The following is a 19,586-nucleotide window of genomic DNA, read 5'->3' on the forward strand; positions in this document are numbered from 1 at the left end:
CGCTCTTGCCGCCCGCCCCCTCTTCTGTTCACAAATGTCCCCGGGGTCCGGGGCAACGCCCCGGCCCTGAGCCCCAGGGCGGGCGGACGATTCAACGCGGAAGCGTTACGCGACGGTTCCGAACAATGGACGCTGCCGGCCGGATGGAGGACGCGCAGACGTGAACCAGAAACAAATCAACGCCTTTCGGATGGTGATGCGGCACGGCTCCATCACCGCGGCCGCGCATGCGCTCAACGTGTCGCAACCTGCGGTGAGCCGGTTGATCGCGGACCTGGAGAGTTCGATCGGTTTCCCGCTGCTACTGCGGCCCGGCGGCAAGGTGCAGCCGACGCCCGAAGCCTATGACTTCTTCGCCGAGGTCGAGCGGATGTTCTACGGCCTCGAGCGGCTCTCACAGGTCGCCGCGGATATCCGCACGATGCAGCGGGCGACCTTTCGCATCGCTTCCATGCCGATGGTCAGCTTCGAAATCATCCCGCGTACCGTGAAGCGCTTCATCGACCGACATCCCGGCGTCGGCCTCACCCACGACGTCCATACCTCGGCCCGCATCCTTGACCTCCTGGCCTCGCGCCAGATCGACCTCGGCGTCGCCCAGACCTCGCCCGAGCGGCAGGATGTCGACGTGCTGGCGAGTTTCCGGACCGACTGCGTCTGTGTGATGGCGCCCGACCACCCGCTGGCCGGACGCGCGGTCTTGACGCCGCAGGACCTCGCCGACGAACCACTGGTGGCGCTGAATTTCCGCACGATTACCTACGGCTACATGACGCAATGCTTTGCCCAGGCGGGCGTGAGCCCGCGCGTGGTGGCCGAGACTCAGCCCTCCTATTCCGCCTGCGGGCTGGCCGCGCTCGGCACCGGCATCGCGCTGGTCGACCCGATCACGCCGGGCATCTTCGGCGCGGCACTGCGCTCGGTCCCTTTCGCGCCGGAAATCCCTTTCGAATACCAGATCATGAAGCCGGCCGACCTGCCGCTGAGCCGCGCCGCGATGGAGTTCTTCGAGGAACTTCTCGCCGCCATCGCGCTCCGGCCGCAATATGGGCGGCGGATATCATAAGGTTTTGGCATGACCTCCTCGGTATTTTGTATTTGATTTGATCGCCCCAAGGGGTGAGGCTCAGAGAAACACCAACAACGACAGGGATAGATGCGATGACCTTCACGCGACGCGCCACGCTTGCCGTCACCACCGGATGGATCGCCCTCGCGGCGGCCGGATCAGTCCAGGCGGCGGATTACACGCTCAGGCTTCACACCCTGGTCAAGTCGCCCCATCCCTATAACGACATGGCTCAGGCGATAAAGGCCGAGATCGAGGAGAAGAGCGGCGGGCAGATTGCCGTCGAGATCTTCGATTCCGGCCAACTCGGCCAGGATCCGGCGGTGATCGGCGAGATGGGCTTCGGCACGATCGACCTGATGATCTCGACCACCTCGAACGCCGCGCAGCAGATCCCGGAATATTCGATCTTCACCATGCCGTATCTCTTCGGCAGCATGGACGAGGTGCTGGAAACGGTCGGCCCCGGCAGCGCCGTGCAGGCCCATTTCGAGCAGGTCTATGCCGACCGGGCCGTCGGCATGAAGCTGCTGGCGCTCGGTGCCTCGGGCACCCGGAACATGGCGACCGCAAGCGTCGCGGTGAGCGGACCGGCCGACCTCGCGGGGCTCAAGATGCGCACGCCGCCCTCGCCGATGGACGCCAAGACCTGGGCCGCTTTCGACATGCACCCGGTCACTGTCGCCTGGGGCGAGCTTTACGCCGCGATGCAGACCGGCGTCGCCGACGCCATGGAAAGCTCCCTGCCCGGCTATACCGGCTCCAAGCTCTACGAAGTGGCGCCGAACCTGGCGCTGACCGAGCACACGATCCAGATCAACCACACATCGATGTCGCAGCGAAGCTGGGACAAGCTGCCGGAAGATCTTCAGAAGATCGTCAAGGAGGCAGCCGTGTCCGCCAATGCCTTCGGCGTCGAGAAGGCCAAGGAATACGATGCCGGGCTGGTCGACACCCTGCAATCCGAGCACGGCGTTTCCGTCACCCGGCCGGACAAGGCGCCCTTCATCGAGGTGTTGGCGCCGATCCAGGTGGAGCTCGCCAAGGAGCTCGACCTGACCGAGGAATACGAACTGCTGAAGCAGTAACCCCCCTGGCCGCCGCCCCGGCCCGCCGGGGCGGCCCCCTCACGGATCTGACATGCTGAACCGCCTTTGCGACCGCGTGACGGTCGTCGCGCGCCTGCTGATGTGGATCGGCTTCGCCGCGCTGATCGCAACCGTCGCGCTACAGGTCATCGCCCGCAACCTTCTGACCACACCGATGATCTGGACCAGCGATCTGGCGCAGCTTCTCTTCACCTGGCTGATCTTCGTCGGCGCGGCCGTGGGCCTCCGGACCGGGGCGCATTACGACGTCGACCTGCTGCCGATGAACCGGCCGGCGGTGGCGCGGAGTGTGGAGATCATCAGCCTCGTCGCCGGCGCCTGCGTCTCCTGGCTGCTGATCCGGCACGGCTGGGAGCTTGCGATCGTCCGGGCAACCGCCGAGGTCCAGTCTCTCGGCATCTCGCGGTTCTGGATGTTCCTGCCTCTGCCGGTCTCGGGTACGCTGATGGCGCTCTACCTGCTCGAGATGGCCGCCGGCATGGCCCGGAGGGCAACATGAACCCGCTCGTCACGCTGCTGCTGAGCTTCTTCGTGCTGATCGCGCTCCGGGTGAATATCGGCTTCTCGCTGATCCTGTCCTCGGGCTTCGTAATCCTGCTGCAGGATCTTCCGCTCATTTCGGTGGTCAACCAGATGTATGCCGGCATCGACAGCTTCACGCTGATGGCGGTGCCATTCTTCATGCTGCTTGGCCGGATCCTCAACGCCGGCTCGATCACCGAGAGGCTGCTCGAGGTCGCCGATGCAACCGTCGGCCATGTCCGGGGCGGGCTCGGCCATGTCAACGTCTTCGTCTCGATGGTCTTTGCCAGCCTCTCCGGCTCGGCGGCGGCCGACACCGCCAGCGTCGGCTCGATCCTGATCCCGGCGATGAAGAAGGCCGGCTACCCCGCGCCCTTTGCGGCCGCGCTGACGGCAGCCTCCTCGACGCTCGGCGTCATCATCCCGCCCTCGATCATCCTCATCATCTACGGCGCCTTCGGCAATGTCTCGATCGGCGCGCTGTTCGTCGGCGGCGTCGTTCCCGGCATGCTGATCGGGCTCTTCATGATGACCTATACCTACATGCTTGCGGTGAAATACGGCTACCCGGCGAACCCGTTCCCCGGCTTCGCCCGGGCCGGACGGGTGCTGGTGCGGGGCGCTCCGCCGCTTCTGATCCCGGTGATCGTGCTGGGGGGCATCGTCGGCGGCTTCTTCACCCCCACCGAGGGCGCGATCGCCGCAGTGCTCTGGGCGCTGTTCCTGTCGCTCTTCGTCTATCGCGACATCCGCCCAGCAGCGCTGCCGAAACTGCTGGCCGATGCGGTGATCGATTTCGCGATCCCGATGTTCACGGTGGCCGGCGCTGGCATCTTCGGCTGGCTCATCGCCTATCTCGGCGCATCGAAGATCGTTGTGGAGTTCATTCTCGGGGTCACTTCGAACGGCTTTCTCATCATGCTCTTGCTGATCGGCTTCCTGCTGCTCGTGGGAATGGTGCTAAACCCGATCTCGGCGACGCTGATCTTCCTGCCGATCATCCAGGCCCTCGGCGACACCGCCGGGCTGCACCCGGTCCACATGGGCGTGCTCTCGACCATCGTCCTGTCGGTCGGGCTGGTCACGCCGCCCTATGGCATCTGCCTGCTCATCGCCACCCAGATCGCCGACGCGCCGCTCGGGCGCTCCATGCTCGCCGCAGCGCCGATCTGCGGCCTCACCATCCTGGTCGCCATCCTGTCGATCTGGATCCCCGATATCGTCCTGGGCCTGCCCAAGCTGCTGGTCCCGGAACTCTTTGCAACTGGAGGATAACTTGATGGCACATTCAAAGCCCCTGGGCTCGTTCGTTGCCCTCGTCACCCCGATGAACGCCGATGGAAGCATCGATTACGAGGGCTTCCGCACCCTGCTCGACTGGCATGCCGAGAACGGCACCACGGCGGTTCTGATCATGGGTTCCACCGGCGAGGTCTCGATGCTCTCACCCGAGGAACGCAAGAAGATCATCTCGGAAACGGTGAAGATGAAGCCGGGCAAGATGCTGATGTATTACGGCGTCACCGGCAACAACACCGCGACGACTATAGACTATGCCCGCTACGCCAAGGCCGAGGGCGCCGACGGTGCGATCATGGCGGCGCCGGCCTATATCTGCGCCGACAACGCCGCGATCACCGACTACGCCTTCGAGGTGCTCGACAGCACCGACCTCGCGATGGGCTTCTACAACAACCCGCCGCGGGTGAAGACCGATCTGCACTGGACCGACCTGCTGAAACTGGCCGAACACCCCAACATGGTGGTGTTGAAGGAATCCACGACCCGCGTCGGGCAAGTGGCGCAGGTCTGCGCGGCGAAGCCCGACATGTCGATCATGTGCTGCTGCTCGCCTAATCTCGGTCTGGTGATCCCGACCATGGCGCTCGGCGGCCACGGCACGGCGAACATGACCGGCAACATCATCCCGCGCGAGATGGCGGTGATCTCCAAGCCCTGGGAGAGTGGCGAGGATGCCTTTGCCTGCCGGGAGGCGTGGCTCACCAACCTGCCGATGCTGCATTTCGCCTATGCGGCGGTCAACCCGGTCTCGATCAAGACGCTGATGCGCGCCGTCGGCCTGCCCGCCGGACCGCTGCGCAAGCCGCTGCGCCCGGCATCGCCGGAAGTGATGGCGCAGGGCCTCAAGGCCTTCTCCGATCTGGGGCTGGCTGAGAAATACGGGCTGTCGGTCAACTCGGCCGCCGCCGCAGAGTAGCGTGATGGAGCAGCGCCGGATCTCTCTCTGCCACTGGGGGCCGTTCGAGGCGACCGTTCGCGACGGCCGGCTGGTCGAGACCCGGCCGCTGGCCGGAAGCGGCGCCAATGCCGACATGATCGGCGCCTGGCCGGAGATGCTCTATTCCGACCGGCGGATCGACCGGCCGCACGTACGAAAGTCCTTCCTTGAACTGGGGCCGCGTGCCGGCGGGGCGGGTCGCGGTGCCGAGGAGATGATCCCGGTCGACTGGGACACTGCGCTCGATCTGGTGGCGGGAGAGTTGACGCGGGTGCATGGCTCGCACGGTCCCCGCTCCGTCTTCGGCGGGTCCTATGGCTGGTCAAGCGCCGGGCGCCTGCACCACGCGCGCAGCCAGGTGCGGCGGTTCCTGGCGGCGGCGGGCGGCTTCACCGACCAGATCGGCAACTATAGCTGGGGCGCTGCGCAGGCGATCCTGCCGCATGTTCTGGGATCCTTCGATGCCGTCGCCCGCACGGCGACTTCATGGCAGACGATCGCCGCCGAGACCGACCTCGTGGTGGCCTTCGGCGGGCTCAACCCCAAGAACTGGCGCGTGACCTCCGGCGGCGCGGGAGCGCACCACATGGCCGAGGCGGTCGCAAAGGCGTCCGCGCGGGGCACCCGGTTCATCCTGCTCTCGCCGATGGCCGACGACATCCCGCCTGGCCTCGAGGCGGAGCTGATCCGGCCGCGGCCCAATTCGGACACCGCGATCATGCTGGCGCTCGCGCACGAGGCCGTCGTCACCGGCCGTGCCGACATGGATTTCCTCGCCCGCTTCACCACCGGCCATGAGCGGCTGATCTCCTACCTGCTCGGCGAGACCGACGGGACGCCCAAGACTCTCGACTGGGCCGCACGGATCGCCGACGTGCCGGTGGCCGAACTCCAGCGGCTCTGGCAGGCGATGGAGACGGGCCGCGTGATGCTGACCGCCGCGTGGTCCTTGCAGCGGGCCGAGCATGGCGAACAACCGTTCTGGGCGCTCGTCGCGCTTGCCGCGGTTCTGGGCCAGATCGGGCTCCCCGGGGGCGGCTTCTGCTTCGGCTACGGGTCAATGAACGCGGTTGGTGCGGATGCGCGCAACGGCTACGTGCCGTCGCTGCCTGGCCTGCCCAACCCGCACGGCTTGGCGATCCCGGTGGCGAGCTTTGCCGAGGCGATGCTGAAGCCCGGCCACCGGATATCCTTCGGCGGCAGAGAGGTGACGTTCCCCGATATCCGGATGGTCTACTGGGCGGGCGGCAATCCATTCCACCACGCGCAGGATCTCGGCATGGTCGACGCGGCCTGGCGCCGGCCGGAGACGATCGTGGTCCATGAGCCCTGGTGGACGCCCACCGCGGCACGGGCCGATATCGTGCTGCCGGCGACCACGCCGCTTGAGCGCAACGACCTCGGCGGCAGCTCGCGGGATGCCTCGGTCTTCGCCATGCCGAAGCTGGTGGAGCCCCTGGCCGAGGCCCGGAACGATTTCGACATTTTCTGCGCCCTCGCCGACCGGCTGGGTGTCCGACCGGCATTCGACGAGGGACTGGACGAGTCCGGATGGCTGCGCCGGCTCTGGCGGCAGACCGAGGCGCGGGGCGCCGAAGAGGGCATCTCAGTCCCCGGCTTCGACCCGTTCTGGCAGGCCGGCGTCTGGCAGGTGCCCCTGCCCGCGATGCCCGAGGTGCTGCTGGAGGAGTTCCGGGCCGACCCCGACGCGCAGCCGCTCGCCACCCCGTCGGGGCGGATCGAGCTCTGGTCGGAGCGCATCCATGGCTTCGGCCAACCCGACTGTCCGCCCCATGCCGCCTGGATCGCGCCGCAGGAATGGCTCGGCAATGCCGAACCGGACGAGTTGCACCTCATCACCAACCAGCCCGCGAAACAGCTCCACAGCCAGCTTTGGCAGGCGCGGCAGGACGCGGGCCCCGCGCCGGTGCGCCTTAACCCCGCGGACGCCCGCGCCCGGGGCATCGCCGAGGGCGCGCTGGTGCGGGTCCACAACCATCGTGGCGCCTGTCGCGCCGTCGCGAAGCTCGACCCGACGCTGCGGACCGGGGTGGTGGTGATGGCCACGGGCGCCTGGTATGCGCCCGATCCGGAGAGCGGGATCGAGCGGAACGGCAACCCCAACGTGCTGACATCGGACCGTCGCAGCTCGAAGCTTGGCCAGGCCTGCGCGGCGCTGAGCGCGCTGGTGCGGGTCGAACCGCTCGGGGCGACCACGGGCATCGCGTAGGAAACGGAAGGAAACGCCTGATGGATATGGGCATTCATGGCCGCAAGGCGCTCCTGACCGGCGCCAGCAAGGGCATGGGCCGCGCCTGTGCACTGGCGATCGCCCGCGAGGGCGCCGATGTCACCATCGCTGCCCGGAGCGAAGGGCCACTGATGGCGACGGCGGCGGCGATCCGGGAGGAGACCGGGCGGAAGGTGACGCCGGTGGTCGCCGACGTGACCACCGAGGAAGGCCGCGCCGCGATCCTCGCCGCCTGCCCTGAGCCCGACATCCTGCTCAACAACGCCGGCGGCATGGCGCCCGGCGACTTCCGCGACTGGGGGCGGCAGGAATGGATCGAGGCGGTCGACCTGATGATGCTGCCGCCGATCCTGATGATGCGCGCCACCGTCGACGGAATGATGGCGCGCGGCTTCGGCCGGATCGTCAATATCGTGTCGCGCAGCGTGAAGATCCCGCAGCTCGAGCTCGGTCTGTCGAACGGCGCCCGCTCGGGGCTGGTGGGCTTCGCCGCCGGGCTGGCGCGGCAGACGGTGCGGGCAAACGTCACCATCAATAACCTGCTCCCCGGCATCATCGACAGCGATGCGCAACGCGAGCACCTAGCGGCCATGGTGGAGCCGGACGGCCCCAGCTTCGACGAGATGTGGCGCGCCCGGGCGGAGGCCAACCCTGCCGGCCGCTTCGGCCGCACCGAGGAAATCGGCGCCTGGTTCGCCTTCCTTTGCAGTCAGCATTCGGGTTTCGTCACCGGCCAGAACATCCTGATCGACGGCGGCGGCTATCCGGGAACCTATTGACGAAGGCGATGCACACGATCGGGGTCGGCATAGCCATGAGGAGGACGCGGTCCCGGCAGCGGTGCTGATCGCGAAGCGGTCCGGTCTTCGCCGGCCCTGAGTGACCCAGAAAGCAGCGTTAAGACCGCTGGCAAGCTGGTCTGCGGGATCTATCGGCCCCCGGGCACGGCCCGGACGAGCGAAATATCCCCATTGTGATGGCGGACCTTCGTGGCGTGGTTGCCGGGAATGACAGGCATCGGTTCGACCGAACCAGCCCCCCTCTCCCCCGGCAGATATCGGCGTCTGCAATCGTGGACGAACCACCGAGGAAGGTGGTTCGTCCAGCGACACTCACGCCGAGATGAACTCCTTCTCCGACAGCGATCCCGCGAAGCCGTCGAGCGCTTCGCTGACCGGCTTCCAGTTCGGAAGCGCCTTCACGCGTGCCAGCCAGGCCGACACGTTGGGATAGGCGGAGAAGTCATAGCGGATCATGTCGCCCAGCGCGACGACTGAGCCAGCGAAATAGTCCGCGATCGTGATCTCGTCACCGGTCAGCCACTCACGACCGTCGCCAAGCCAGTAATCGTTGAGGACCTGCAACCAGAACTTGCTCTTCTCGCTGCCCCAGCGGACCGTGACCTCTTGACCTTCCGCCGACGGGCGCTGGTGGTGGGGGAAAAGCTGCGGGTAGCAGAGGTTGTAGCCCCAGTCGCGATAGAAGTTGGTGTTCACCCAGTCCATCATCTCATTGACGCGGGCGCGCGCCTTCAAGTCTTTCGGGTATTCGGGGAGATCGTATTTGTCCGCGAGGTATTTCAGGATCGCGGAGCTTTCGGTCAGTTTGAGGTCGCCGTCTTCGAGAACCGGCACGAGCCGGTTCGGGTTGAAGCTCATGAACGGGTCCTGGTGGTGCGCGCCTGTCATGAGGTCGACCACGACCTCTTCGGCCTCGATCCCCTTGTCGGCCATGAACAGGCGGACCGGGCGGCTGGTGATCGACGCAGGATGCATATGCAGTTTCATCGGGGTTTTCCTTTCAAGACATCGGTCAGTAGGGGTTGCGGGGCGAACGGTCCGCCGAAAGCGTTTGCTGCGTGCGTTCGACGAGTCGTTCGATGGCGTCAGCCAGGTGTTCCTCCTGGATGTTGTAGTCGCCGCGTTCCACGCGGATGCGATGCGCCTCGATCATCACGTCCGCATGCCGGCATCCTTCCGGCGGCTCGAAGCGGTAGGAGGCCAGTTCGATGAGAAGCCCGAGCGGATCCTCGAAATAGATCGAGTCCATGAAGCCGCGATCCTTTGGGCCGGAATGCTTGATCCCGCGGTCATCGAGCCGCTTGACGACCTGTCGGAAGGTCGCCTGGCTGACGCTGAACGCGAGGTGATGGACAGAGCCCTGTTCGGTCGAGGTCCGCGTCGGGTCGGGCTTACGGTCTTCGTTGGTGAAGATCGTGATCAGCCGCCCGTCGCCCGGATCGAAGTAGAGGTGGCCCTCGTTCGGGTTGTCGAGATTGGGTTGATCGAAGATGAAAGGCATGCCGAGGAGGCCCTCCCAGAAATCGATCGACGTCTTGCGGTCGGCGCCCACGATCGTGATATGATGAACGCCCTGTACCTGGATCTTTCTGATGGCGTCCTTGTCCGGCATGGTTCTGTTTCCCTTCAGTTTTTAATTCGCTGCAGACCAGTCGACGAGCTTCGATTTGTAGTCGGATCGCGGCAGGGTTCCCCACGGGACGAGCTCGATCTCGGTCGTCACGAGAAGCGTGTCGCGGATGCGCTGGCGGATCCTGTCGGCCAGGTCTTTTCCGCCCGTCACACCCTCGGCCAGTTCGACGCGAACAGGCAGTGGCGGGGTTTGTTTCACCCCTTTCGCGAGCGGACGGATGGAAATGACACCGCTCACCATTTCACCGAAGTCACCGACGACTTCCCGGACAGCCGTCGGGAAGAGGTTCACGCCGCGGACGATCAGCAGGTCATCGGTTCGACCGATGCAACGCACGCGGGGCGCGGTGCGGCCGCAAGCGCAGGAAGCCGTGCTCACGCGCACCCGATCCCGTGATCTGAAACGCAGCAAGGGTGCCGCGCGGTGCCGCAGATGCGTGTAGACCAACTCGCCCTCAGCCCCGTCCTCGACAGCAACCGGCGCACCGGTCGCGGGGTCGATCAGCTCGAAATGCACCAGGCCACGCCCGGAGAAATGCATGCCATCCCGGTGCGCGCACTCGCCCCAGAGCGATACCGATATGTCCCCGATCCCCATGGCCTCCGTCACGGCGGCGCCCCAGGCCTCTTGCAGGCGGGTCCGCATGGCCGGTTCACCGCCGCCGGGTTCCCCGGCCACCAGGATCTTCCTGACTGACGAGGCAGCCGTGTCGATACCTCGGTCCGCCGCCCACTCCGACAGGTGGAGCGCATAGGACGGCGTGCACCCCAGCACCGTCGGCCTCAGCAACTGAACCGCCGCCATCAGGCGTTCCGTATTTCCGGCGCCAACCGGGATATGGCACAAGCCCAGCCGCGCAAAGGCGTCGAGCGTGACGCCGGCGACAAAGGGGCCGGCATTGTAGGTCGTGACCATCCGCTCTCCGGCAATGACGCCGGAGGCGGCATAGGAGCGCTGCGAGATCTCGATCCAGTCTTCGAGATCCGATTGCGTCAACGGAATGTAGCTCGGCGTGCCGGTCGTTCCGCTGGTGGAATAGATCCGCACAATGTCCGACATCGGCGCGGTCAGATGCGTTCCGATCGGATGCGTTTCGTCTCGCGTCGCGCGCAGGTCATCCTTTTCGGTGAAGGGCAGCGCACCGATCGCGTCGAGCCCGCCTGCGTCCTCAGGGCTCGAGACGCCGGCATGCCGCAGAAGGTCACGGTAGAATGCGGAATGCTCGAGAAGATAGGCGATCTGAGCCCGGTAAGCAGCATCGTCCCGCTGTGCCTGCTCGGCCCAGGGCGCAGTCTCGAGGGCGACAGCATGCATCGTCATGAGCCGGGCTCGTAGGAAATCGCCTCTTCGGCATGATGCGCGAGGACGAACCCGATCGGCGTGTCCACTTCCTCGGCAAGGTGGGCCAGCAGGCTCGCCGTGCGGGCGAGGATCGGAATCCCCTTTAGCACCGAAGGCGGAAAGTCGAGGTCGAGCAGGACCGCGGGTATCGCCATGGAGACATTCATCGGCAGCGGCTTGCGCCAGATGCGGTTGACGGAGTCCTCAAGCGAGCGCGCGAGTCGGATGTAGGGCCCCGACAGGCCCCGCTCCGCCGCAAGCTCGAGGATACGCTGCGCCCTCGGGTCGATGGGCTTGTGAAGCGGGTGGCCAAAACCCGGCAGCCGGCGCCCCAATTCCTGCGCCTGCGCGACAATGTCGTCCGTGCTCAGCCCTTCCGCCTCGATCCGCTTCCCCGTCTCGATCAAAAACTTTCCGGCGACCTCGGTCGTGCCCAGGATGACCTTCCCGCAGCCGAGAAGACCCGCGGCGACGGCGCCGTGCAGGAAATCCGGGTCCGCTGCATGGGTCATTCGGGCGACCTGGTTGGTCGGCACGAGCCCGTGTTCGGCAATCGAGACAAGCAGGAGATCGAGGAAAAACCGCTGCTCCTGCGTCGGTTTTGTTCCGGTCGTCAGAAGGAAGAAATATTCGGTGAAGCTGATCTGCCCCATCAGTTCGGTCGCAAGATCAAACCCGCGCACCGTGATGCTCTCGGGATCTGCCGCCGAAATCGATGTGACAGCCCGACCTTGCTTGCCGATTTTCATAAAATCCCCCCCTTGATTGCAGAACAATATTGTCTGACAATGCGCCCCGTCAAGCGCATTTGCAGATATCGTGTGCGCGCTCATGCAAAAGGTCGGTTCATGGCGGTGAGTGGAAAATTGGCGACGCTGGTGGCAGAGCTCGATTCCCGCATCGAAAGCGCGGTGCTGGTCTCCGGGCAACGTCTTGTCGAAGCCGATCTGACACAGGAATTCGGGATCAGCCGGGCCTTGCTGCGCGAAGCGTTTCGCCACCTGGCGGCGGAGGGAGCCATCGAACTCGTCCCGAACCGCGGCGCCGAGGTGCGACGTCTCACCAAATGCGAAGCGCTGGAACTCTTCGAGATCCGGACCGAACTCGAGGTTCTGGCAGCACGCAGAGCGGCGGGACGGATGAGACTACCTGGCGTCGCAGCTGCGTTCGAGGCGAGCGTGACGCCGCTCCTCGGCAAACCGCAATTGTCCGGTGCAATGGAATACATCTCCGAAAACGAGGCATTCCATCGCGCAATTTTCGTCGCCGCAGGCAACGACACGCTGCTGGATCTTGCCAGAAAACTGCGCCTTTCCCTGATCATGTCCCAGTTGCGGGAAGCCCTGACACCCGAAGTGCTGACGCTATCGCAAAAGGAGCACCGGGCTGTTGCAACGGCGATCCTCCAAAAGGATCCGGCGACGGCCGAGGCCGAGATGCGGAAACATCTCGGCCGCGCGACGCAGTTTGTTTTCGAGGCTCCGGAGAAGATGTTCCGGGCAAAAGTGGACAAGTCCGCGTAAGACAACCGGTGGCCGATGCGCGCTCGGTCCTGACGTCCCAGTGCAATCCCGCTCCGATCACCATCCGGATTGCCAGTATTCTGGGGTGGTTCTATTCGGGTTTCGCTACCCTGTTCGAGGCGGCCGCGACCGTGCATGCGCTTGCAGTCGCGATCGTGGCCCTCAGCAGGCAGCTCTGGCTGCGGACTGACGGGGCACGGTTGATCCGGTGTCAGGACCCATAGACAGACTCTTGACTTGGCGGCAGTTTGTACCGGGAGCGGACAGACGATACGTCCGCAGCGACGACCAAGGTGCGCACATGGGAGGTGTGCGAAGTCTGGGTCGGAGGCCGTCCTGATTGTGTTGTTGGAACAGACACCCTCCCCACACATCTTTCAAAGGAAATGGAGCGAGAGACATGGCGGCACATAGCGCGACGGAGCTCATCAAGATCTTTTCGGATTGCTTTTCCGCAGGAGACATCGACGGCCTGATGGCGCTTTACGAAGAGGACGCGGTGTTTCCGAACCATCATGGCGCATTCAAAGGCGCTGCGCAGATCCGCTCTGTCCTGCAAGGCTATATCGACTCCGGCGCCACGATTGAATTCAACCGCCAGGTCGCCTTCGAGACGGGCGACATTGCCCTTGTCCAGAACGGATGGACACTGACGACAACCGGTGGCGACACCGTCAAGGGCGTGAGCGTCGAAGTTGCCCGAAAACAGTCGGACGGCACGTGGAAATACGTGATTGACAGCCCCGATGGCGAGGCCCTTCTCGGCGACTAAACGCCCAGGCCGCGTCCTTCGTTTTGTCCTTCTCGGCCAGCACCCCCGTCCCTCCGGTGAAGTGGGCGATCCCGACACGAGCCAGCCGCGAGCGAGAATGGGCATGCACAACCGATCGCATTGGCTGCACGCGGGACTGTGACAGCGTCGTCCCTTTGCCCAATTGGCATCCTCCGCGGGGGGCACGCTCCGTGCGTCACATTGTCGTTACAAAAATGTTACATGGATCGAGCCGCCGAACACCTGTAGGGAGCGCGAAAACGCACGAGACATAGGGTTGCAGCGTGTCTGACAAGAACTATGAGCCGCGGCATTTCGAGACGCTGGACCGGGATCTCGAACGCTTATCCAGCCTTGAAGCCGGCAACGCCTTTGTCGCCCGCCGGCTGGTTGCCCCGACCCTGGCAGCCGCCTTCATCCTGCTTGCCGGACTTCTCGCGGCATTCGTCATGAACGGCACGAGCGGTGCCTTGATCATCGTTCTGGCCGCGGCGATCGGCGCTTACATGGCCGTGAACATCGGCGCAAACGACGTAGCCAACAACATGGGACCGGCTGTCGGGGCAAAGGTCCTCTCCATGGGCGGCGCCATTGGCATCGCCATCGTCTTCGAGAGTGCCGGGGCGCTGATCGCCGGCGGCGACGTTGTTTCCACGGTCGCGAAGGGCATCGTCTCTCCGGCCTCCACGCAATCGGCGGAGATCTTCATCGAGGCGATGATGGCCGCGCTCTTCGCTGCCGCGCTCTGGGTGAATATTGCGACATGGATCGGTGCGCCGGTCTCCACGACGCATGCTATCGTCGGTGGCGTCATGGGGGCCGGCATCGCGGCCGCCGGCTTCGGCGCGGTCAACTGGCCGACGATGGCGGCAATCGCGGCGAGCTGGGTGATTTCGCCGCTCCTGGGCGGGATCATCGCCGCCGGCTTCCTCTGGTTCATCAAGGCACGCATCATCTACCAGCCCGACAAGATCGCGGCCGCGCGGGTCTGGGTGCCCGTACTCGTCGGGATCATGGCCGGCGCCTTTTCCGCATATCTGGCGCTGAAGGGTCTGAAGAAGATCGTGAAGATCGACTTCGCAACAGCCCTCGGCGCCGGGCTCGTCATCGGTGTCGCGGTCTGGCTGATCCTGATACCGGTGATCCGCAGGAAGTCGCGTGGGCTCGAAAACCGGAACAAGTCCCTGAAGGTGCTGTTCTCGATTCCGCTGGTCGTCTCCGCCGCCTTTCTCAGCTTTGCGCATGGCGCCAACGACGTGGCCAATGCCGTCGGTCCGCTGGCGGCGATTGTCCATGCCAACTCGACCGGCGACTACACCTCTGCCATCGGCATTCCCTTCTGGGTGATGCTGATCGGAGCTTTCGGCATCTCCTTTGGGCTCTTCCTGTTCGGCCCCAAGCTCATCCGGATGGTCGGCAGCGAGATCACGAAGCTCAACCCGATGCGCGCCTTCTGCGTGGCGCTGTCCGCCGCGATCACGGTGATCGTTGCGAGTTGGCTGGGATTGCCGGTCAGCTCGACCCATATCGCGGTCGGCGGCATTTTCGGCGTCGGATTCTTCCGCGAGTGGTATGCCGAACGGAGGCTGCTTCGCGCGCGCGAGGTGGTGCCAGACCGCCCACATCACACGCCGAGCGAGCGGCGCCAGAGAAAGCTCGTTCGTCGGGCACACATGATGACCATCGCCGCCGCCTGGATCGTCACCGTGCCTGCTGCCGCCCTCCTCTCGGGTATCCTGTTCTTCAGCCTTCGGCTCGCGACCGGGTGAGTAGACCGGTTTTTGACAGCAATTCGGACAGAGAGGCCACGGAGGTGTTCCGGTTCGCGGATCCGAACGATCGGACGGATGCGTTCTCGGACTATGGAAAGGCTCTCACGCCGACTCGCCCTCAACGCTTCTGACTGGCGATCAGGTGCCCTGCTTTGCCCTGCTAACCTGTTTTCACAGGCTTCCTCTCGGATCCCGACGTGACGTGGACTCTGTGTGACGATTGAAATCTCCGCCCGCGCCGAGACCATCGAGACGCGCCGATTGCTTCCTCGACCGATTGCAGTGGGAATGGAAACCCCAACGAGCGGATTTCTCCATTCGACGTCAGCCGTTCGTGTCCCGAATAAACTGGCGATGGACTTGCCGAAGCACTCCCGGCTTCTCACGTCGAAGCTCGCTCCAAGGCCCTGCCGTTGCCGGTGTCAAATGCATGCAGGAGCGCCGCGGGCAGCGCGACACGGAGAACGTCTCCGGTCCGCGGGTGACCTGTTCCACCAACGCGCGCTGTCAGCCGGCAGCCACCAATATCGAGGCTTAACAGCGCATCCGCACCGAGCAGTTCCGCGAGACGGACCGTAGCCGTGAAGTCGCCCGACTTCGGCTCTGCGTCGGAAAGCGGCGCGACCTCGACATGCTCGGGCCGTATCCCCAGCCGGATCTCGTTACGGTCCCCCGAGGCGAAGGGCAGCGACGGAAAGGACAGGCCGCCATCGACCGAGACCCAGAGCCCTGATGCGTCCCGCCGCAAGTCGATGAAATTCATCGACGGGCTGCCGATGAAACCCGCCACGAACTCGTCGGCGGGGCTGTCATAGACTTCGCGCGGCGTGCCCACCTGCGCGACAACGCCGCCGTTCATGATCACGATACGGTCGGCCAGCGTCATGGCCTCGATCTGATCGTGGGTGACATAGATCGAGGTCACGCCGAGGCTGTCATGCAGTTCCTGTAGCTCCATGCGCATCTTCACCCTGAGCTTGGCGTCGAGGTTCGAGAGCGGCTCGTCGAACAGGAACACCTTGGGCGTGCGGACGATAGCCCGACCGATTGCGACCCGCTGGCGCTGGCCGCCCGAGAGGGCCGCGGGCTTGCGGTCGAGATACTCCGTCAGGCCCAGCATCTCCGCCGTCCGGCCGACGCGCTCCCTGATCTCGGCCACAGGCACCTTCTGCAGTTTCAGCGCCATGGCCATGTTGTCGAACACGGTCTTGTGCGGATAGAGCGCATAGTTCTGAAACACCATTGCCACGCCCCGGTCCTTGGGGTCGACATCGTTCATACGCTGTCCGCTGATCATCAGGTCGCCCGTGGTGATGCTCTCCAGCCCCGCGATCATCCGCAGCGTCGTGGACTTGCCGCAACCCGACGGTCCGAGCAGGACGAGAAATTCGCCATCCTCGATCGTCAGGTCGAACTCCTGCACGGCCTTAACCGCGCCGTAGGATTTGCCGATGCGTTCCAGTTTCACTTCGGTCATTGGACAGGTCTCACTTTCCGGCGCCAGCGGTTAGCCCGCCGACGATCTGCTTCTGGAAGATGGCCGTGATCACGAGGATCGGCACGATGGCGATCACGGTAGCGGTAGAGATGGTTTCCCAGGGGAAGGCATATTCGCCCGGGTAGAGCGAGATGCCGACTGGCGCGGTGCGCATGGCGTTCTGGGTCATCAGGACCAGCGCGAGCGGGAACTCATTCCACGAGAAGATGAAGACGATCAGCCCTGTCGCCACGAAGCCGGGCCAGCTGAGCGGGATGACGATGCTCAGGAAGATCCGCATCAATCCCATGCCATCCATCCGCGCGGCCTCCTCGATCTCGGGCGGCAACGTCGCGAAGTAGCTGGCCAGCATCCACACGGTGAAGGGCAGGAACAGCCCGGTATGGGCGATGATCAGACCCAGATAGGTGTTCAGCAGCCCCAGGTTCAGGAAGTTCTGGAACAGTGACGGCAGCAGCGAGACCGGAGGGAACATCGACACTGCGAGGATGAACACCATCAATACCGTGGCCCGGGGCATCCGCAGCCGCGACAGCGCATAGCCGGCCAGCCCGCCGATGGACAGCGTCAGGGCGGTGCAGCCCACCCCGACAATGAAGCTGTTGAGCACATAGAGCAGCAGCTCGGGCGACTCGGTGACGATCTTGGTGTAGTTCGCCAGCGTGAACGGTTGCGGCAAGTATTGCGGCGGCCAGGCATAAATGCCGGCGGTCGTCTTGAGCGAGGTCAGGATCAGCCAGACGATCGGCAGGAAGGAGATCATTACCGAGATCACGACGAGGATATAGAGGCCGAAGCGGGGAAGTCTCTTCATGGGCTCAGTCCTTTTTCTGCAAGGTGACGATGTAGAGCAGCGACATCGCGAAGATCACCAGGAACTGCACCACGACGATGGAAGCGCCGAAGTTGAAGTCGATGAAGTCGAAAATCACCTTGTAGGCATAGAGCGACAGGCTCTCGGTCGCCGTCACCGGCCCGCCGTCGGTCAGGTTGAAGGGCAACTCGAACGTGCGCAGAGCGTCCATCGAGCGCACGATCAGCGCCACCATGATCGGGCCACGCAGCAGGGGCAGCGTGATCTCGCGGAATTCCTGCCATCTGCTCATGCCGTCCATGCGGCCGGCTTCGTAGAGTTCTCGCGGGATGGATTGCAGACCGGCGAGGATGATGAGCGCCATGAAGGACGAGGTCTTCCAGACCGACACGATGACCATCGACATCATCGCCAGCGTCTCGTCGCCCAGCCAGTTGATCGGCCGGTCCGCCAGCCCGGACTGCAGCGCCACGGCGTTGAAGAGGCCATAGTCGGTGTTGTACATCCACCGCCACATCAGAGTGTTGAGCGCGGTGGGCAGCGCCCAGGGGAACAGCACCGCGAGACGGGCGAGACCCTTGCCGCGGAAATGCTCGTTCATCAGCACGGCGAGCGCGATGCCAAGGATCAGTTCCAATGGAATCGACAGTGCCGTGAATGTCAGCGTCACCCAGAGCGAGTTCCAGAAACGGGAATCCTGCGCCAGTGTCGCATAGTGCTTTAGGCCGACGAAACGCCATGGCTCCGAGCCGTCGATACTGGAATCGCCAAAGCTAAGGACGATGGATTGCAGGATCGGGTAGACCAGGATCAGCGTGATCACCAACAACGTCGGAGAGACGAAGCCGAAGGCCACCGCCTGACGGCGCTGGTCGAGCCGGGAGTAACGGACGGTCATGACGTGCCTGTTGGTTGGAAAGGTCCCCGGCGACGGCCAGCGCCGCCGGGGTGCGCCCGTGGGAGGTTCGGGGCTTACTCGGCGAGGACGGCTTCGATCTGTGTCTGGGCGTCGTTCAGAGCCTCTTCAACGGTCTTCTGCTGATGAAGCGCATTGGTGATTTCCAGCTGCATGATTTCGGAAACCTTGGGATATTTGCTGCCGGTCTCCGCGGACGGGCGAACAACACCGAAATCGTAGTTGGAGCCGAATTTGGCCAGCACCTCGGCCCCGGCCATGTCCGGGTTCTCGTAAACCGCGGGGATGGTGGGAGCACGGTTGTCGTCGATGGCTGCGGCGAGCTGCTGGTCATAGGCGGTGAAGAATTCGAGGAACTTCGCCGCGGTCTCCTTGTTCTCGGAGTTCGGGTTGATCCCGAGGAACCAGCCGCCCATCGTGGTGCTGTTGGCGTCCGCGTGCCCTTCGAAATACGGCACCCGCGTGAAGTCGAACTTGTCGGCGACAGGGCTGTCATCGGCCGAAAGCGGGGCGTAGACGAAGTCCTGCACCATCAGGAAGGCGGCGCGCCCCTGCTGGAACAGCGTCCGGGCATCGTCGGGCTTCATGTTGAGGATCGAGTCCGGTGCCGCCCGGTGCTCGTTCAACAGGTCCACCATGAACTGCGTGGCCTCGATGTTGGCCGGCTGGTTCACCGCAAGGTTTCCGTCGGCGTCGAACATGCCGCCGCCGTTGCCATTGACGAAGGCCAGCCAGTTCATGAACAACCCTTCGATCTTGGCCCACATGGACACAAAGCCGTAGAATTGCGGGTTCTTTTCGCCATCGGCGATCACCTCGGAGGCGGCGAGGACCTCCTCCCAGGTCTGCGGCACGTCCAGCCCGTATTTCTCCAGCAAGTCGGTGCGATAGAAGAAATGGATGCCGTCGGCATAGAGCGGAAGCGCATGAACCTCGCCATCGACCGTGGAGGCCGAAAGCAGCGACGGGTTGAAGGTCGCGATGGTCTCATCGGACAGCAGTCCGTTCAGCGGCTCCAGCCAGCCACGCTGGGCGAACTCGCCCGCCCAGATCACGTCGAGCGCATAGACATCCGGCGTCGGGCTCTTGGCGGTCAGTCCGGTGACGTAGAGCTTGCGCGTTTCGCCCGGAACGTCCGACACCTTGTTCCATTCGATGTTGATGTCCGGGTTCGCTTCGGCATACCGCGCCAGGTTGCGCTCCACGGCAGGACCGTAGCCGCGCGACCCAATGGACAGGACAAGGTCTTCGGCAATGGCCGGAACGGCGATCATTGCCGCTGCGGTTGCCAGTGCGAGTGATTTGAGCTTCATGGTTTCCTCCCTTG

General features: G+C 64.4%; 18 protein-coding genes. 10 read left to right on the top strand and 8 right to left on the bottom strand.

Going from position 1 to position 19,586, the window contains the following annotated elements; all coding sequences use genetic code 11:
* The first annotated feature begins 160 nt into the window (after positions 1–160).
* From EU800_RS05715 to EU800_RS05745, 7 genes are all read left to right on the top strand, one after another.
* Positions 161–1,066 carry a LysR substrate-binding domain-containing protein gene (locus EU800_RS05715; RefSeq protein ID WP_129629460.1) on the top strand — a complete coding sequence of 302 codons (906 nt, stop codon included), beginning with the start codon at positions 161–163 and terminating at the stop codon, positions 1,064–1,066.
* Positions 1,067–1,161: 95 nt separating this feature from the next.
* Complete coding sequence (locus EU800_RS05720) at positions 1,162–2,157, top strand: TRAP transporter substrate-binding protein (RefSeq protein ID WP_129629462.1); 996 nt, start codon at positions 1,162–1,164, stop codon at positions 2,155–2,157.
* 52 nt (positions 2,158–2,209) lie between these two features.
* Complete coding sequence (locus tag EU800_RS05725; protein ID WP_129629464.1) at positions 2,210–2,677, top strand: TRAP transporter small permease; 468 nt, start codon at positions 2,210–2,212, stop codon at positions 2,675–2,677.
* On the top strand, positions 2,674–3,975 hold the full coding sequence (locus tag EU800_RS05730) for a TRAP transporter large permease (protein WP_129629466.1): 1,302 nt from the start codon (positions 2,674–2,676) through the stop codon (positions 3,973–3,975). The genes EU800_RS05725 and EU800_RS05730 overlap by 4 nt, the downstream gene beginning before the upstream one ends.
* A 4-nt stretch (positions 3,976–3,979) precedes the next feature.
* Positions 3,980–4,918, top strand: coding sequence for a dihydrodipicolinate synthase family protein (locus tag EU800_RS05735; RefSeq protein WP_129629468.1), 939 nt, complete (start codon positions 3,980–3,982; stop codon positions 4,916–4,918).
* A 4-nt stretch (positions 4,919–4,922) separates the two neighbouring features.
* Positions 4,923–7,169: a molybdopterin-dependent oxidoreductase gene (locus EU800_RS05740; protein ID WP_207209857.1), complete on the top strand. Its 2,247-nt coding sequence runs from the start codon at positions 4,923–4,925 to the stop codon at positions 7,167–7,169.
* A gap of 20 nt (positions 7,170–7,189) precedes the next feature.
* Positions 7,190–7,969: an SDR family oxidoreductase gene (locus EU800_RS05745; protein ID WP_129629472.1), complete on the top strand. Its 780-nt coding sequence runs from the start codon at positions 7,190–7,192 to the stop codon at positions 7,967–7,969.
* Between the two features lie 333 nt (positions 7,970–8,302).
* Here the strand turns inward: EU800_RS05745 and EU800_RS05750 are convergent, their stop codons facing one another.
* Genes EU800_RS05750 through EU800_RS05765 form a run of 4 tightly spaced genes read right to left on the bottom strand, consistent with a single transcriptional unit; the run spans position 8,303 to position 11,797 of the window.
* Positions 8,303–8,977: a glutathione S-transferase family protein gene (locus tag EU800_RS05750; protein ID WP_129629475.1), complete on the bottom strand. Its 675-nt coding sequence runs from the start codon at positions 8,975–8,977 to the stop codon at positions 8,303–8,305.
* Positions 8,978–9,002: 25 nt separating this feature from the next.
* Positions 9,003–9,584: a VOC family protein gene (locus EU800_RS05755; RefSeq protein WP_129629585.1), complete on the bottom strand. Its 582-nt coding sequence runs from the start codon at positions 9,582–9,584 to the stop codon at positions 9,003–9,005.
* 39 nt (positions 9,585–9,623) lie between these two features.
* Positions 9,624–10,943 (bottom strand): phenylacetate--CoA ligase family protein, encoded by a 1,320-nt coding sequence (locus tag EU800_RS05760; protein WP_129629477.1) that lies wholly within the window; start codon positions 10,941–10,943, stop codon positions 9,624–9,626.
* On the bottom strand, positions 10,940–11,797 hold the full coding sequence (locus EU800_RS05765) for a citryl-CoA lyase (RefSeq protein ID WP_371685575.1): 858 nt from the start codon (positions 11,795–11,797) through the stop codon (positions 10,940–10,942). The genes EU800_RS05760 and EU800_RS05765 overlap by 4 nt, the downstream gene beginning before the upstream one ends.
* Before the next feature lie 15 nt (positions 11,798–11,812).
* On the opposite strand from EU800_RS05765, the gene EU800_RS05770 reads away from it, so the two are divergent.
* From EU800_RS05770 to EU800_RS05780, 3 genes are all read left to right on the top strand, one after another.
* Positions 11,813–12,487, top strand: a complete 675-nt coding sequence (locus EU800_RS05770; protein WP_242500414.1) for a GntR family transcriptional regulator — start codon at positions 11,813–11,815, stop codon at positions 12,485–12,487.
* 400 nt (positions 12,488–12,887) lie between these two features.
* Positions 12,888–13,259, top strand: coding sequence for a nuclear transport factor 2 family protein (locus tag EU800_RS05775; RefSeq protein WP_129629483.1), 372 nt, complete (start codon positions 12,888–12,890; stop codon positions 13,257–13,259).
* A gap of 284 nt (positions 13,260–13,543) precedes the next feature.
* Positions 13,544–15,028 carry an inorganic phosphate transporter gene (locus EU800_RS05780; RefSeq protein ID WP_129629485.1) on the top strand — a complete coding sequence of 495 codons (1,485 nt, stop codon included), beginning with the start codon at positions 13,544–13,546 and terminating at the stop codon, positions 15,026–15,028.
* Positions 15,029–15,413: 385 nt separating this feature from the next.
* Here the strand turns inward: EU800_RS05780 and EU800_RS05785 are convergent, their stop codons facing one another.
* The 4 genes from EU800_RS05785 to EU800_RS05800 form a co-directional block, all read right to left on the bottom strand.
* Positions 15,414–16,508, bottom strand: a complete 1,095-nt coding sequence (locus EU800_RS05785; RefSeq protein WP_129629487.1) for an ABC transporter ATP-binding protein — start codon at positions 16,506–16,508, stop codon at positions 15,414–15,416.
* Between the two features lie 10 nt (positions 16,509–16,518).
* On the bottom strand, positions 16,519–17,343 hold the full coding sequence (locus EU800_RS05790; RefSeq protein WP_129629489.1) for a carbohydrate ABC transporter permease: 825 nt from the start codon (positions 17,341–17,343) through the stop codon (positions 16,519–16,521).
* Positions 17,344–17,347: 4 nt separating this feature from the next.
* Positions 17,348–18,241 (bottom strand): carbohydrate ABC transporter permease, encoded by an 894-nt coding sequence (locus tag EU800_RS05795; protein WP_129629491.1) that lies wholly within the window; start codon positions 18,239–18,241, stop codon positions 17,348–17,350.
* Between the two features lie 74 nt (positions 18,242–18,315).
* Positions 18,316–19,572: an ABC transporter substrate-binding protein gene (locus EU800_RS05800; protein WP_129629493.1), complete on the bottom strand. Its 1,257-nt coding sequence runs from the start codon at positions 19,570–19,572 to the stop codon at positions 18,316–18,318.
* Positions 19,573–19,586 lie beyond the last annotated feature (14 nt).

This window comes from Tropicimonas sp. IMCC6043 (assembly GCF_004146235.1).
Taxonomy (GTDB): Bacteria; Pseudomonadota; Alphaproteobacteria; order Rhodobacterales; family Rhodobacteraceae; genus Tropicimonas.

Bases quoted from the DNA above. Each gene is read 5' to 3' on its own strand.
- EU800_RS05765 (WP_371685575.1), bottom strand. From the start codon at position 11,797: ATGAGCGCGCACACGATATCTGCAAATGCGCTTGACGGGGCGCATTGT.
- EU800_RS05725 (WP_129629464.1), top strand. From the start codon at position 2,210: ATGCTGAACCGCCTTTGCGACCGCGTGACGGTCGTCGCGCGCCTGCTG.
- EU800_RS05740 (WP_207209857.1), top strand. From the start codon at position 4,923: ATGGAGCAGCGCCGGATCTCTCTCTGCCACTGGGGGCCGTTCGAGGCG.
- EU800_RS05750 (WP_129629475.1), bottom strand. From the start codon at position 8,977: ATGAAACTGCATATGCATCCTGCGTCGATCACCAGCCGCCCGGTCCGC.
- EU800_RS05785 (WP_129629487.1), bottom strand. From the start codon at position 16,508: ATGACCGAAGTGAAACTGGAACGCATCGGCAAATCCTACGGCGCGGTT.
- EU800_RS05790 (WP_129629489.1), bottom strand. From the start codon at position 17,343: ATGAAGAGACTTCCCCGCTTCGGCCTCTATATCCTCGTCGTGATCTCG.
- EU800_RS05800 (WP_129629493.1), bottom strand. From the start codon at position 19,572: ATGAAGCTCAAATCACTCGCACTGGCAACCGCAGCGGCAATGATCGCC.
- EU800_RS05770 (WP_242500414.1), top strand. From the start codon at position 11,813: ATGGCGGTGAGTGGAAAATTGGCGACGCTGGTGGCAGAGCTCGATTCC.
- EU800_RS05775 (WP_129629483.1), top strand. From the start codon at position 12,888: ATGGCGGCACATAGCGCGACGGAGCTCATCAAGATCTTTTCGGATTGC.
- EU800_RS05735 (WP_129629468.1), top strand. From the start codon at position 3,980: ATGGCACATTCAAAGCCCCTGGGCTCGTTCGTTGCCCTCGTCACCCCG.
- EU800_RS05760 (WP_129629477.1), bottom strand. From the start codon at position 10,943: ATGACGATGCATGCTGTCGCCCTCGAGACTGCGCCCTGGGCCGAGCAG.
- EU800_RS05720 (WP_129629462.1), top strand. From the start codon at position 1,162: ATGACCTTCACGCGACGCGCCACGCTTGCCGTCACCACCGGATGGATC.
- EU800_RS05730 (WP_129629466.1), top strand. From the start codon at position 2,674: ATGAACCCGCTCGTCACGCTGCTGCTGAGCTTCTTCGTGCTGATCGCG.
- EU800_RS05795 (WP_129629491.1), bottom strand. From the start codon at position 18,241: ATGACCGTCCGTTACTCCCGGCTCGACCAGCGCCGTCAGGCGGTGGCC.
- EU800_RS05745 (WP_129629472.1), top strand. From the start codon at position 7,190: ATGGATATGGGCATTCATGGCCGCAAGGCGCTCCTGACCGGCGCCAGC.